Source organism: Streptomyces sp. NPDC055749, assembly GCF_053617235.1.
Genome location: NZ_JBSHFH010000031.1, coordinates 14,841 through 28,379, shown reverse-complemented (window position 1 = coordinate 28,379; position 13,539 = coordinate 14,841). Strand labels below are relative to the sequence as shown.

Here is a 13,539-nt window from a genome sequence, read left to right as displayed (position 1 = left end):
CATGACCAAGGACATCAGGATCGCGCTGGGCGTGGACGTCGACGCCGTGGCGGGCTGGCTCGGCTCGTACGGTGGCGAGGACTCGCCCAACGACATCCAGCGGGGTGTGTTCGCGGGCGAGATCGGCACCCCGCGGCTGCTCAAGCTGTTCGAGCGGTACGGGATCCGCACCAGCTGGTTCATCCCGGGGCACTCGATAGAGACGTTCCCCGAGCAGACCCGCATGGTCGTCGAGGCGGGTCACGAGGTCGGTGCGCACGGCTACTCGCACGAGAACCCGATCGCCATGAGCCCGCAGCAGGAGGAGGACGTCCTCGCCCGCTGCGTCGAACTGATCGAGGAGTTCACCGGCCGCAAGCCGCGCGGCTATGTGGCGCCATGGTGGGAGATGTCCGCGTACACCGCCGAGCTGCTCCACAAGTACGGCTTCAGCTACGACCACAGCCAGAACTACCGCGACTTCACCCCCTTCTACGCCCGGGTCGGCGACAGCTGGACGAAGATCGATTTCGCCAAGGAGGCGAAGGACTGGATGAAGCCGCTCATCCACGGCCACGAGGTCGATCTCGTCGAGTTCTGCGGCAACTGGTACGTCGACGACCTGCCGCCGATGATGTTCAACAAGCACGCGCACAACAGCCAGGGCTACGTCAGCCCGCGCCAGTTGGAGCAGGACTGGCGGGATCAGTTCGACTGGGTCCACCGCGAGCTCGACTACGCGGTCCTTCCCATCACCCTGCACCCGGACGTCAGCGGCCGGCCGCAGGTGCTGCTGATGCTGGAGCGCTTCATCGAGTACGTCGCCGGGCACGAGGGTGTCAGCTTCTGCACCCTGGAGGACGCGGCCGACGACTTCCGCCGCCGTTTCCCTTTCGAGGGGACCGAGCGCCCCGCGGACATGCGCTGAGGGATGGAACACGCTGACCGGACGGGGAGGGGCGTGTCACAGTGGAACGCATGCCCGAGCTGCGCACCCACCCCGTCCGTCACGCCACCCTCGCCGACAACGAGGCGCTGGGGGAACTCGACCGGACCACCTGGTCGACACTGCACGCGGTGCAGCCGAGGCCCCAGCCTCCGTACGAGCCCTTCTTCGACGAGGGCCACCGGCCCGCGGACTTCCTCGTGGCGGAGGCGGAGAACGCCGACGGCGAGGCCGCCGTCGCCGGATACATCCGGCTGGTGCCGCCCACCCCGCTCGCCTGCAACGCGCACGTGCGCCAGATACAGGGCCTCGCCGTGGCCGGCTGGGCGCGCGGCCGTGGCATCGCGCGCACTTTGCTGCGGGCCTCGTTCGCCGAGGCCAGGCGCCAGGGCGCGAACCGCATCACCCTGCGCGTCCTCGGGCACAACGACCCCGCCCGCGCGCTGTACGCGGCGGAGGGCTTCGTCGTCGAGGGTGTGCTGCCTGGCGAGTTCTTCCTGCACGGCCGCTATGTCGACGACGTGCTGATGGGCCGCTCGCTCACGGCCTGAACAACCGCATGCCGCCCATGAGTTCGTGCAGACAGCGGACGGCGAGCTCGGCGGGGGAGCCGGGGCCGGTGGCCGGTGCGTCCGTCTTCGCCCAGGCCTCCAGCGCCACCCGCACCGCGTCGGTGGCGGCCGCCGCGGCGAGCCGTACCTCCAGCGCGTCCGCGTCCGGTCCCGCCAGCCGGGTCAGCACCGGCAGGAGCCGCTCCTCCGAGTCCTGATTGACCCGGTACCAGACGGCCCGCAGGGCCGGGTCGCTCTCCGCCGCGCGCAGCAGTCCGCGCGTCCCGACGAGCTGTTCGGCGGCGCGGGCGTCGGGGGCGGCCAGCGCGTCGGTGACGGCCTGTTCCAGTACGCCGAGCAGCGGCGCCCCGGGCTCGGCGGCCTCCAGCAGGGCGCGCCAGCGCTCCGCGCCGCCGGACAGCAGCGGCCCCACCGCGTCCTGCTTGGAGCGGAAGTAGCGGTAGAAGGTCCGCAGCGCCACGCCCGCCCGGTGCGCGATGTCCTCCGCCGTGGTGGCGTCCGGCCCGCGCTCGGCGAAGAGCGCGGCAGCCGCGCGGGCGATCTCCAGCTGGGTCGCGGCCTTGCGGCGTTCGGTGAGGGACTGCTGCTGAGCGCTCATTCCCAGCAGATTACCGCGCGCCGGTGGACGCGCACGGCATCGAGCTGCATGGAATGCCGTAGTGGCAAAACGTGCCACTTAGTCGTACGGTGGACACTGCTCAAGAGACTCGTCGGGGGACTCAGGACCGGGAGAGAAACACCATGAACCGCTACGAAGGCCGCCGCACACTCATCACCGGCGCCGGCTCCGGCATCGGACAGGCCACCGTCCACCGCGTCCTCGCCGAAGGCGGCCGGGTCGTCGCCGCCGATGTCAACGAGGCCGGCCTCCGGGCCACGTACGCGACCGCCGTCGCGAACGGCACCGAGGGCCGCCTCACCACCACCGTCCTCGACATCTCGGACGAGACGGCGGTCCGCGAGGGCGTCGCCTCGGCCGTCGCCGCGCTCGGCGGCCTCGACGTCCTGGTCAACGCGGCCGGCATCCTGCGGTCCGAGCACACGCACAAGACGACGCTCGACTTCTTCAACAAGATCATCGCGGTCAACCTCACCGGCACCTTCCTGATGATCCGTGAGTCGATACCGGCACTCCTGGCCGGTGACAAGCCGGTCGTCGTGAACTTCTCGTCCACCTCGGCGAGCTTCGCGCACCCCTACATGTCGGCGTACGCGGCCAGCAAGGGCGGCATCCAGTCGATGACCCACGCACTGGCGAGCGAGTACAGCAAGCAGGGGCTGCGCGTGGTGGCCGTCGCGCCCGGCTCGATCTCCTCCGACATGACGAGCGGCAAGGGACCCGGCCTGCCCGCCGACGCCGACCTCTCGCTCTTCATGAAGCTCGCCCCCGCGCTCGGCCAGGGCTTCGCCAGCCCGGACACGGTGGCGGGCGTGGTCGCGATGCTCGGCTCGGAGGACGGCGCGTTCATCACCGGCACGGAGATCCGGATCGACGGCGGCACCCACTTCTGACGCGCCGCCCCTGCTCTCAGGACGGGCCGAAGCGGTCCCAGAGCGAGGGGAAGCGCGCGGCAAGACCCGAGTCGTCCTCCAGGCTGAAGGGCACGCCCTCCGGTTCGGTGGCCTGGGGCGGAATGCCGAGGTCCGGTGCGACCACTCCGGTGAGCTGTTCGTACGCCTCGTCGGCTGCGTAGCCGAGATCCTCACCGTCCCCGTCGAACTGCTCGTCGAAGTCGTCGAGCAGTTCGGCGAGGGCGTCCGGATCGTGCACCGCCCCCTCGAACACCTCCCGGCCCTGGCCGATCAGCCAGCAGCGGAAGTAGTCGAAGGCGTCGTCGCTCGCACCGCCGAGCAGCACGGCGGCCGCACCCCACAGATCCCAGCGGTACGCGCGGTTGTAGCGGGCCTCGAAGTGCCGGGCGAAGTCCAGCACGGAGTCGGGGTCGAGCTGCACCAGCCGTTCGACGAGCAGATCGGCATGGTCCTCGGGGTCGCCATCGGCGGCCTCGCGGGTGCTGTCGATGATCTCCCAGAACTCCGTCTCGTCCATCACGGGTCAAGCATCGGCCTTGGGGGCGGGCGACGCACGCGGAGACACCGAAAAGAAGCCCTTCAGTCATAGAGATCGCGCAGGCGTTCGGCGGCATCCGAGAACCGGCGGCGCAGGGCGGCCGGTTCGAGCACTTCCAGCTCGGGACCGAGCGCCAGCAACTGGCCGTACGCGACGTCGAGGGACTCCACGGGGAGGGTGACCGTGCGCCATCCGTCGGCGCCGGGCGGATCTGCCCGCTCCAGCGCCTCCTGGGCCGCCGCCCGGTCAGTGGTGTGCACCAGCCGCCGGGCACCCGCATCCGACACCCGTACGGTCACCTCGGTACGAAGGATCGACCGCGCGAACTGCGCCGAGCGCTCGTCCCAGAAGCCCGGCAGATCGAAGTCCTCGTCGCGTACGAAGCGTTCGCCGGTCACCGCGACGGCCGAGAAGCGGTCGATCCGGTACACCCGGAACGTGTCCTCCGCCCGTGCGCAGAGGTACCAGATCCCGCCCTTCAGGACGAGTCCGTACGGAGCGAGCTCCCGCTCCACCCCGCTCCGTGCCCCTGCGCTGCGGTAGCGCGCCCTGACGACCCGGTCGTCCCAGACGGCCTCCGCGACGGCGGGCAGCAGCTCGGGTGTCACGGGCTCCTGGTACCAGCCGGGGGCGTCCAGATGGAAGCGCTGAGCTGCCGTGTCAGAGGCGTCCCGCAGGGAGGGGAGCAGGGCCGCCGACACCTTGAGCCGGGCGGCGGACGCGGCGTCGTCGAGCCCCATCTCGCGCAGGGCGGACGGCAGCCCGGAAAGGAAGAGCGCCTCGGCCTCGTGACGGGCCAGCCCGGTGAGCCGGGTCCGGTACCCCCCGACAAGCCGGTACCCGCCGGCCCGCCCCCGCTCCGCGTACACGGGCACCCCCGCCTCGGACAGCGCCTGGGCGTCCCGGGTGACGGTCCGCTCCGACACCTCCAGCTCCTGCGCCAGCTGTGCTGCGGTCATGGAGGGCCGGGCCTGGAGGAGCAGCACCATTTTGATGAGACGGGCAGCGCGCATGAGGCCATTGTGGGGGTGCGGGGATGAACGCTGCCCTCGACCGCCGGGCAGGCTCGAGAATCAAGCCCGCCCGGCGATCGAGGGCAGAGACGGCCAGGTCAGAGACCGTACCGCTCCCGCGCTTCCTTCACCGCGGACGCGGGAACCTCACCGCGCCGCGCCAGCTGCGCCAGCGCCGCGACCGTGACCGACTGCGGGTCGACGCCGAAGTGGCGGCGCGCCGCCTCACGCGTGTCGGAGAGACCGAAGCCGTCCGTGCCGAGCGAGGACCAGTCCTGCTCCACCCACTGGCTGATCTGGTCCGGAACCGCGCGCATCCAGTCGCTGACGGCCAGCACGGGACCCGGCGCACCGGACAGCGCCTGGGTCACGTACGGCACCCGCTGCTCGCCGTGAAGTATCGCCTCGTCCGCGAGCAGCGCCTCGCGCCGCAGCTCGCCCCACGAGGTCGCGGACCAGACGTCGGCCGTGACACCCCAGTCGGCGGCCAGCAGTTCCTGTGCCTCCAGGGCCCAGTGGATCGCCGTACCGGAGGCCAGCAGCTGGAGCCGCGGCGCGTCCGCAGTCGCGGGCGTGCCCTCCTTGAAGCGGTACAGGCCCTTGACGATGCCCTCCTCGACGCCTTCCGGCATCGCGGGCTGGCGCTTCGGCTCGTTGTAGACCGTCAGGTAGTAGAAGACGTCCTCGGCCTCGGGGCCGTACATCCTCCGCAGACCGTCCTTGACGATCACCGCGACCTCGTACGCGAACGCCGGGTCGTAGTTGAGCGACGCCGGGTTCGTGGACGCGATCAGGTGCGAGTGTCCGTCCGCGTGCTGGAGGCCCTCGCCCGTCAGAGTCGTACGGCCCGCCGTGGCGCCGACGATGAAGCCCTTGCCGAGCTGGTCGGCGAGCTGCCACATCTGGTCGCCGGTCCGCTGCCAGCCGAACATCGAGTAGAAGATGTAGAACGGGATCATCGTCTCGCCGTGCGTCGCGTACGACGTCGACGCGGCGATGAAGTCGGCCATGGCCCCGGCCTCGGTGATCCCCTCGTTGAGGATCTGGCCGTCCTTGGCCTCCTTGTAGTACATCAGCTGGTCACGGTCGACCGGCTCGTACGTCTGGCCCAGCGGCGAGTAGATACCGGCCGACGGGAACAGCGACTCCATGCCGAAGGTGCGCGCCTCGTCCGGGACGATCGGCACCCAGCGCCTGCCGGTCTCCTTGTCCCGCATCAGGTCCTTGGCCAGGCGCACGAACGCCATGGTGGTGGCCATCTCCTGCTTGCCTGAGCCCTTGTAGAGCGCCTTGAACGCGCGCTCCTCCGGCTCGGGCAGCGCCACCGCGTGCACACGGCGGGCCGGAGCGGGACCGCCGAGCGCGGCACGGCGCTCCTGGAGGTAGCGGACCTCGGGGGAGTCGGCGCCCGGGTGACCGTAGGGCACCAGGCCGTCCACGAACGCGCTGTCCGGGATCGGCAGACCGAGGAGTTCGCGCATGTCCTTGAACTCGTCGGCCGACAGCTTCTTCATCTGGTGGTTGGCGTTCTTGGACTCGAAGCCCTTGCCGAGCGTGTAGCCCTTCACCGTCTGCGCGAGGATCACGGTCGGCGCGCCCTTGTGCTCGACGGCCGCCCGGTACGCCGCGTAGACCTTGCGGGCCTCGTGGCCACCGCGCGAGGTGTAGAAACACTCGGCGATCTTCGCGTCGGTGAGCAGCTTCGCCAGCTCGGCGAGCGCGGGCTCGGCGCCGAAGAAGTGCTCGCGGATGTAGGCGACATCGCGGGTGGCGTACGTCTGGAACTGCGCGTCCGGGACCTCCCGGAGGCGGCGCACCAGCGCGCCCTGCGTGTCGAGCTGGAACAGCTCGTCCCAGGCGGAGCCCCAGAGCGTCTTGATGACGTTCCAGCCGGCCCCGCGGAACGCGCCCTCCAGCTCCTGGACCACGCGGAAGTTGGCGCGGACCGGGCCGTCGAGGCGCTGCAGGTTGCAGTTGATGACGAAGGTCAGGTTGTCGAGCTGCTCACGGGCCGCGAGGGCGAGGGCCGCGGTCGACTCGGGCTCGTCCATCTCGCCGTCGCCCAGGAAGGCCCAGACGTGCGAGTTCGACGTGTCCTTGATGTTGCGGTTGGCCAGATAGCGGTTGAAGCGCGCCTGGTAGATGGCCGAGAGCGGGCCGAGGCCCATCGACACGGTGGGGAACTCCCACAGCCAGGGCAGCCGCCGCGGGTGCGGGTAGGAGGGCAGACCCTCGCCGCCCGCCTCCTGGCGGAACTTGTCGAGCTGCTGCTCGCCGATCCGGCCGTCGAGGAAGGCGCGGGCGTAGATGCCGGGGGAGGCGTGGCCCTGGATGTAGAGCTGGTCGCCGGAGCCGTCCCCCTCCTTGCCGCGGAAGAAGTGGTTGAAGCCGGTCTCGTACAGCCAGGCGGCCGATGCGAAGGTGGCTATGTGGCCGCCGACTCCGAAGCGGGCCCCGCGGGTCACCATGGCTGCCGCGTTCCAGCGGTTCCACGCGGTGATGCGGGACTCCATCTCCAGGTCACCGTCGAAGGCGGGCTCCGCGGCGGTCGGGATGGAGTTGACGTAATCGGTCTCCAGCAGCTTGGGCAGCGCGAGACCGGCACCCTCGGCGTGCTGGAGCGAGCGCCGCATGAGGTACGCGGCCCGGTGCGGACCGGCGGCCTTGGTGACGGCGTCGAGGGAGGCCGCCCATTCGGCGGTCTCCTCGGGGTCACGGTCCGGGAGCTGGTCGAGCTCGCTCGGAAGCTTTCCTACGGGGTCGGTCATGATCGCCGCCTTCCGGAGAGGAGGGGGGTGGAGAAGGCCCTGACTGGCAGGACAGGGCGATGGGGCCGGTGGGCCCGCGGATGAACTGTAAAGCGCTGATCGATGATCGATCAAAGGGTTGAAGGGGAAAACTTCTCGATACGAAGAAAGTGGCATGCGGTGCCTCGAAACGGGGCACGCAGTGACGCCACAAAAGGGATGAAAAGGGCGCTCGACTGTACAGTCGAGCGCCGGGTGCTACAGATGGGCAACCGCGCTACGCGCGAGGCGCACAGCCCAGCACGTGTGCCTTCACCAGCGCGCCGATCTGCGGGTCCTTCCCCAGGAACGCCTCGATGAGCGCCTCGTGCTCCTCGGCGTACGACTTCTGGACCGTGCCCAGCCAGCGGATCGACAGGGCCGTGAACACCTCGATGCCCAGACCCTCCCAGGTGTGCAGCAGTACGGCGTTCCCGGCGGCCCGCACCATCTCCCGGTGGAAGGCCACCGTGTGCCGCACCTGCGCCTCGCCGTCGGCCAGCCGGTCCGCCTCGTACAGGGCCGCCACATGGGGCGTCAGCGCCGAGCAGTCCTCGCCGAGACGGGGGGCCGCCAGCTCCGCGGCGATCTGCTCGAGACCGGCCCGTACGGGATAGCTCTCCTCCAGGTCGGCCGCGGTCAGATTCCGCACCCGTACACCCTTGTTGGGCGCCGACTCGATCAGCCGCAGGGTCTCCAGCTCGCGCAGCGCCTCCCGTACGGGGGTCTGGCTCACCTCCAGCTCGGTGGCGATGCGGCGCTCCACGATCCGCTCGCCCGGCTTCCAGCGCCCGCTGACGATCCCCTCCACGATGTGCTCGCGGATCTGTTCGCGCAGCGAGTGGACGACGGGCGGGGTCATGAGGGGCTCCTTCTGGACAATCCGGCGCTGCTGCACCATCACGGCCGCCCGGGCGACCGCTGGTGTCTAGACAATACGGCGGCGCCCCCGCCCGGAGGTGTTCCGGACGGGGGCGCCGCTGGTGAGGCTGGTTACAAGTGCGTTGCTCAGAGGCCGAGCTCGACCTCGAACTCACCGGCTTCCAGGATCGCCTTGACCGTCGTCAGGTAACGGGCGGCGTCCGCGCCGTCCACCAGACGGTGGTCGTAGGAGAGCGAGAGGTACGTCATGTCGCGCACCGCGATCGTCTCGCCGAGGTCCGGGTGGTTGATGACCACCGGACGGCGGACCGTGGCACCGATGCCCAGGATGGCCGCCTGGTTCGGGGGCACGATGACGGTGTCGAACAGCGCACCGCGCGAACCGGTGTTGCTGATCGTGAAGGTGGCACCGGACATGTCGTCCGGGGTCAGACCGCCACCGCGGGCCTTGCCGGCCAGCTCGAAGGTCTTCTTCGCGATACCGGCGATGTTCAGGTCGCCCGCACCCTTGATGACCGGGGTCATCAGACCCTTCTCGGCGTCCACGGCGATGCCGATGTTCTCCGAGTCGAAGTACGTGATGGTGCCTTCGTCCTCGTTGATCCGGGCGTTGACGACCGGGTGGGCCTTCAGCGCCTGGGCCGCCGCCTTCACGAAGAACGGCATCGGGGACAGCTTGACGCCCTCACGGGCGGCGAAGGATGCCTTCGCCTGGTTGCGCAGCTTCATCAGCTTCGTGATGTCGACCTCGAGCACCGAGGTCAGCTGGGCCTGCGAGTGCAGCGCCTTCATCATGTTGTCGCCGATGACCTTGCGCATGCGGGTCATCTTGACCGTCTGACCGCGCAGCGGGGACGCCTCGAGCTTCGGCGCCTTCGCTGCTGCCGGGGCAGCGGCGGCGGGAGCCGGAGCGGCAGCGGCGGCCTTGGCGGCCTCCGCGGCGGCGGCTGCGGCCACTACGTCCTGCTTGCGGATACGGCCACCGACGCCGGTGCCCTTGACCGCGCCCAGGTCGACGCCGTTCTCGGAGGCGAGCTTGCGGACCAGCGGCGTGACGTACGCGCCGTCGTCACCGGAAGGCGCGGCCTGGGCGGCCGGTGCCGGGGTGACGGGTGCGGCGGCGGGAGCCGGAGCGGCAGCCGGAGCCGGGGCGGCGGCCGGAGCCGCGACCGGGGCGGCGGGAGCCGCCGGGGCCGGAGCAGCGGCAGCCGGAGCGGCGGGAGCCGCAGGGGCGGCCGGGGCCGGAGCAGCAGCCGGAGCCGGAGCGGCCGGAGCCGGAGCGGCGGCCGGGGCGGCACCTGCGGCACCGATGACGGCGAGCTTGGCGCCGACCTCGGCGGTCTCGTCCTCGGCGACGACGATCTCCAGCAGCACACCGGAAACCGGGGCCGGGATCTCGGTGTCGACCTTGTCCGTGGAGACCTCGAGCAGGGGCTCGTCCTCGGTGACCTCCTCGCCGACCTCCTTCAGCCAGCGGGTGACGGTGCCCTCGGTGACGCTCTCACCGAGCGCGGGGAGGGTGACGTCGGTGCCGGACGCAGCGGCGGCCGGAGCAGCCGGAGCGGCCGGGGCCTCCGCGGCCGGTGCCGCGGGGGCCTCGGCGGCCGGAGCCGGTGCGGCGGCCGGTGCCGGAGCCTCGGCCGCGGGGGCCTCGGCAGCCGGAGCGGCGGCAGGCGCGCCCGAACCGTCGTCGATGATGGCCAGCTCGGCGCCGACCTCGACGGTCTCGTCCTCGGCGACCTTGATGGAGGCGAGGATGCCGGCGGCGGGCGCCGGGATCTCGGTGTCGACCTTGTCGGTCGAGACCTCGAGCAACGGCTCGTCGGCCTCGACGCGCTCGCCCTCGGCCTTCAGCCAGCGGGTGACAGTGCCCTCGGTGACGCTCTCGCCGAGCGCCGGAAGGGTTACGGAAACCGACATGGTTTCAGTTGCTCCTTACGAAAGTGCGGAAGTGGTCGGTCGTCGCGCCCGTTCGACTGGTCAGTCGTGGGAGTGGAGGGGCTTGCCGGCCAGGGCCAGGTGAGCCTCGCCGAGCGCCTCGCTCTGCGTCGGGTGGGCGTGGATGAGCTGCGCGACCTCGGCGGGCAGCGCCTCCCAGTTGTAGATCAGCTGTGCTTCGCCGACCTGCTCGCCCATACGGTCACCGACCATGTGGACGCCGACCACGGCACCGTCCTTGACCTGGACGAGCTTGATCTCGCCCGCGGTCTTCAGGATCTTGCTCTTGCCGTTGCCCGCGAGGTTGTACTTGAGGGCGACGACCTTGTCCGCACCGTAGATCTCCTTGGCCTTGGCCTCGGTGATACCGACGGAGGCGACCTCGGGGTGGCAGTACGTCACCTTCGGCACGCCGTCGTAGTCGATCGGAACGGTCTTGAGACCGGCCAGCCGCTCCGCCACCAGGATGCCCTCGGCGAAGCCGACGTGCGCGAGCTGGAGGGTCGGGGCCAGGTCGCCCACGGCCGAGACGGTCGGGACGTTGGTCTGCATGTACTCGTCGACGAGGACGTAACCGCGGTCCATCGCGACGCCGGCCTCCTCGTAGCCCAGGCCCTGCGAGACCGGGCCGCGGCCGATGGCGACCAGAAGCACCTCGGCCTCGAAGGTCTTGCCGTCGGCGAGGGTCACGCGGACGCCGTCCTGCGTGTACTCGGCCTTGTCGAAGAAGGTGCCGAGGTTGAACTTGATGCCGCGCTTGCGGAAAGCGCGCTCAAGAAGCTTCGAGCTGTTCTCGTCCTCGACCGGGACGAGGTGCTTCAGACCCTCGACGATGGTGATGTCGGTGCCGAAGGACTTCCACGCCGAGGCGAACTCGACGCCGATGACGCCACCGCCCAGGACGATCGCGGACTTCGGTACGCGGTCGAGCTTCAGCGCGTGGTCCGAGGAGATGATGCGGTTGCCGTCGATCTCCAGGCCCGGCAGCGACTTCGGCACGGAGCCGGTCGCCAGCAGCACGTGGCGGCCGGTGACGCGCTCGCCGTTCACGTCCACGGATGTGGGGGAGGAGAGCCGCCCCTCACCCTCGATGTAGTGCACCTTGCGCGAGGCGATGAGTCCCTGCAGACCCTTGTACAGGCCCGAGATCACCTCGTCCTTGTACTTGTGGACGGCCTCGATGTCGATGCCCTCGAAGGTGGCCTTCACGCCGAACTGACCGGCCTCGCGGGCCTGGTCGGCGATCTCGCCGGCGTGCAGCAGCGCCTTCGTGGGAATGCAGCCGTTGTGCAGGCAGGTGCCGCCGACCTTGCCCTTCTCGATCAGGGCGACTTCCAGACCCAGCTGCGCTCCGCGCAGGGCCGCGGCGTACCCGCCGCTACCACCGCCGAGGATCACTAGGTCGAAAACGGTGCTGGCGTCGTTCGCCACGTCACGTCCTCCATGCATGTGCGCCGTACGCCGGGCCCCGTCGCTGGGGTGTGACCGGCCGGTCGGCTGGTGTTCGGCCGCTTTTGTTATTCGGCCCTGTGGTGGGGGCCCTGTCCTGCCGAGAACCCATCTTCGCACTTGTTGACGGTGGGCGGGACGCGGGGCCCGGGTCGGAGCCGGATGATCAGCCGGTTCCGGGGGGTTACTGCTGCGTACAGACGTACGGATTTCGTTGAACGCGTACGGCCCCGGGCGTGTGCCCGGGGCCGAAGTCACGTAAGGACCCGATCAGCCGAGGTCCCCGGCGGCGGTGTGCTCCGCCAGCGCGACCAGGGTGCGGACCGCGGATCCGGTGCCGCCCTTGGGCGTGTAGCCGTAGGGCGCGCCCTCGTGGAAGGCCGGGCCCGCGATGTCCAGGTGCGCCCAGGCGATGCCCTCGCCCACGAACTCCTTCAGGAACAGACCGGCCACCAGGCCGCCGCCCATCCGCTCGCCCATGTTGGCGATGTCGGCGGTCGGGGAGTCCATGCCCTTGCGGAGGTCGGCGGGGAGCGGCATCGGCCAGGAGGCCTCGCCGACCTCCTCGGCGATCTCGTGGATGGAGGTACGGAAGGCGTCGTCGTTCGCCATGATGCCGAAGGTGCGGTTGCCCAGGGCGAGCACCATGGCGCCGGTCAGCGTGGCGACGTCGACGATCGCGTCCGGGTTCTCCTCGGAGGCGCGGGTCAGCGCGTCGGCGAGGACGAGACGGCCCTCGGCGTCCGTGTTGAGGACCTCGACGGTCTTGCCGCTGTACATGCGCAGCACGTCACCCGGGCGGGTGGCGTTGCCGGACGGCATGTTCTCGGCGAGCGCGAGCCAGCCGGTCACGTTGACCCGGAGGCCGAGACGGGCGGCGGTGACGACGGCGGCGAACACGGCGGCGGCGCCGCTCATGTCGCACTTCATCGTCTCGTTGTGGCCGGCCGGCTTGAGCGAGATGCCGCCCGAGTCGTAGGTGATGCCCTTGCCCACGAGGGCCAGGGTCTTCTCCGCCTTGGGGTGCGTGTAGGCGAGCTTCACCAGGCGGGGGCCGTGGGCCGAGCCCTGGCCGACGCCCAGCAGACCGCCGAAGCCGCCCTTCACGAGCGCCTTCTCGTCGAGGACCTGCACCTTGATGCCGTGCTCCTTGCCGGCGGCGGTGGCCACGGCGGCGAAGGACTCGGGGTACAGGTCGTTCGGCGGGGTGTTGATCAGGTCGCGGGCGCGGTTGATCTCCTCGACGAGCGCGACGGCGCGCTCGGCGGCGGCCTTGAACGCCTTGTCGCGCGGCTTGGTGCCGATCAGCGCCACCTCGGCGAGGGGCAGCTTCGGGCCGTTGTTCTTGGCGCCCTTGGGGGCGAGCGAGTTCTCGCCGCCCTGGTAGGCGGTGAAGGCGTACGCGCCCAGGAGAGCACCCTCGGCTACGGCACCGGCGTCCTCGACGGACTCGACGGGCAGCGCGAAGCCGGCCTTCTTCGAACCGGCCAGCGCGCGGGCGGCGGAACCGGCGGCCCGGCGCAGCGCCTCGGGGTCGTACGCGTCGTCCTTCTCCGGGACCGGGCCGAGCCCGACCACGATGACGACCGGGGCCTTGAGGCCGGACGGCGCGGGGAGCTTGGTCACCTCGCCCTCGGCACCGGAGGCACCCAGGGTCTCCAGGACGGTGGCGAGCTTTCCGTCGAACGCCTTGTCCACGGCCTCGGCGCCAGGTGCGAGGACCAGCTCCTTGGCGCCCTTGGCGACGCCGACGACGAGTGCGTCGGCGCGCAGCGTCGCCGCACCGGCAGTGCTGAGAGTGAGAGCAGTCACGGTGGTGAAATCTCGCTTCCGTTGAGTTCTGTTCCGGTCGAGGGGTGGGCCGACCGTGCCCGGCGCATCGTAGACGGCGCCGCAATGTGCC

General features: G+C 70.5%; 11 protein-coding genes. 3 read left to right on the top strand and 8 right to left on the bottom strand.

Features of this window, described 5'->3' with window-relative positions:
• The first annotated feature begins 1 nt into the window (after position 1).
• Both ACWGO0_RS22815 and ACWGO0_RS22810 read left to right on the top strand, forming a co-directional pair.
• Positions 2–907 carry a polysaccharide deacetylase family protein gene (locus ACWGO0_RS22815; protein WP_453537899.1) on the top strand — a complete coding sequence of 302 codons (906 nt, stop codon included), beginning with the start codon at positions 2–4 and terminating at the stop codon, positions 905–907.
• A 50-nt stretch (positions 908–957) separates the two neighbouring features.
• The gene (locus ACWGO0_RS22810) at positions 958–1,476 is read left to right on the top strand and encodes an N-acetyltransferase family protein (protein WP_453537897.1); all 519 of its coding nucleotides are present in this window, start codon (positions 958–960) and stop codon (positions 1,474–1,476) included.
• Here the strand turns inward: ACWGO0_RS22810 and ACWGO0_RS22805 are convergent.
• Positions 1,466–2,095, bottom strand: a complete 630-nt coding sequence (locus ACWGO0_RS22805; RefSeq protein WP_453537894.1) for a TetR family transcriptional regulator — start codon at positions 2,093–2,095, stop codon at positions 1,466–1,468. The genes ACWGO0_RS22810 and ACWGO0_RS22805 overlap by 11 nt on opposite strands.
• Positions 2,096–2,238: 143 nt before the next feature.
• Here ACWGO0_RS22805 and ACWGO0_RS22800 point away from each other — a divergent pair, with 143 nt between their 5' ends.
• Positions 2,239–3,009, top strand: a complete 771-nt coding sequence (locus ACWGO0_RS22800) for an SDR family NAD(P)-dependent oxidoreductase (RefSeq protein ID WP_453537892.1) — start codon at positions 2,239–2,241, stop codon at positions 3,007–3,009.
• Between the two features lie 16 nt (positions 3,010–3,025).
• On the opposite strand, the gene ACWGO0_RS22795 is transcribed toward ACWGO0_RS22800, so the two are convergent.
• From ACWGO0_RS22795 to ACWGO0_RS22765, 7 genes are all read right to left on the bottom strand, one after another.
• Positions 3,026–3,547, bottom strand: a complete 522-nt coding sequence (locus ACWGO0_RS22795) for a DUF4240 domain-containing protein (protein WP_453538051.1) — start codon at positions 3,545–3,547, stop codon at positions 3,026–3,028.
• A gap of 62 nt (positions 3,548–3,609) precedes the next feature.
• The gene (locus ACWGO0_RS22790) at positions 3,610–4,581 is read right to left on the bottom strand and encodes a helix-turn-helix transcriptional regulator (RefSeq protein WP_453537889.1); all 972 of its coding nucleotides are present in this window, start codon (positions 4,579–4,581) and stop codon (positions 3,610–3,612) included.
• 98 nt (positions 4,582–4,679) lie between these two features.
• Positions 4,680–7,349: a pyruvate dehydrogenase (acetyl-transferring), homodimeric type gene (aceE, locus tag ACWGO0_RS22785; RefSeq protein WP_453537886.1), complete on the bottom strand. Its 2,670-nt coding sequence runs from the start codon at positions 7,347–7,349 to the stop codon at positions 4,680–4,682.
• A gap of 256 nt (positions 7,350–7,605) precedes the next feature.
• Entirely contained in the window at positions 7,606–8,229 is a 624-nt protein-coding gene (locus ACWGO0_RS22780) for a GntR family transcriptional regulator (protein ID WP_453537883.1), read from the bottom strand.
• Positions 8,230–8,375: 146 nt separating this feature from the next.
• On the bottom strand, positions 8,376–10,169 hold the full coding sequence (gene sucB / locus ACWGO0_RS22775) for a 2-oxoglutarate dehydrogenase, E2 component, dihydrolipoamide succinyltransferase (RefSeq protein WP_453537880.1): 1,794 nt from the start codon (positions 10,167–10,169) through the stop codon (positions 8,376–8,378).
• A 60-nt stretch (positions 10,170–10,229) separates the two neighbouring features.
• Positions 10,230–11,618: a dihydrolipoyl dehydrogenase gene (gene lpdA / locus ACWGO0_RS22770; RefSeq protein ID WP_453537877.1), complete on the bottom strand. Its 1,389-nt coding sequence runs from the start codon at positions 11,616–11,618 to the stop codon at positions 10,230–10,232.
• Between the two features lie 288 nt (positions 11,619–11,906).
• Complete coding sequence (locus tag ACWGO0_RS22765; protein ID WP_453537875.1) at positions 11,907–13,448, bottom strand: leucyl aminopeptidase; 1,542 nt, start codon at positions 13,446–13,448, stop codon at positions 11,907–11,909.
• Positions 13,449–13,539 lie beyond the last annotated feature (91 nt).

What these genes read in the sequence shown, in the direction of transcription:
- aceE (WP_453537886.1), bottom strand. Translation starts at nt 7,349, where the DNA reads ATGACCGACCCCGTAGGAAAGCTTCCGAGCGAGCTCGACCAGCTCCCG.
- ACWGO0_RS22815 (WP_453537899.1), top strand. Translation starts at nt 2, where the DNA reads ATGACCAAGGACATCAGGATCGCGCTGGGCGTGGACGTCGACGCCGTG.
- ACWGO0_RS22780 (WP_453537883.1), bottom strand. Translation starts at nt 8,229, where the DNA reads ATGACCCCGCCCGTCGTCCACTCGCTGCGCGAACAGATCCGCGAGCAC.
- sucB (WP_453537880.1), bottom strand. Translation starts at nt 10,169, where the DNA reads ATGTCGGTTTCCGTAACCCTTCCGGCGCTCGGCGAGAGCGTCACCGAG.
- ACWGO0_RS22790 (WP_453537889.1), bottom strand. Translation starts at nt 4,581, where the DNA reads ATGCGCGCTGCCCGTCTCATCAAAATGGTGCTGCTCCTCCAGGCCCGG.
- ACWGO0_RS22795 (WP_453538051.1), bottom strand. Translation starts at nt 3,547, where the DNA reads ATGGACGAGACGGAGTTCTGGGAGATCATCGACAGCACCCGCGAGGCC.
- ACWGO0_RS22805 (WP_453537894.1), bottom strand. Translation starts at nt 2,095, where the DNA reads ATGAGCGCTCAGCAGCAGTCCCTCACCGAACGCCGCAAGGCCGCGACC.
- ACWGO0_RS22810 (WP_453537897.1), top strand. Translation starts at nt 958, where the DNA reads ATGCCCGAGCTGCGCACCCACCCCGTCCGTCACGCCACCCTCGCCGAC.
- ACWGO0_RS22800 (WP_453537892.1), top strand. Translation starts at nt 2,239, where the DNA reads ATGAACCGCTACGAAGGCCGCCGCACACTCATCACCGGCGCCGGCTCC.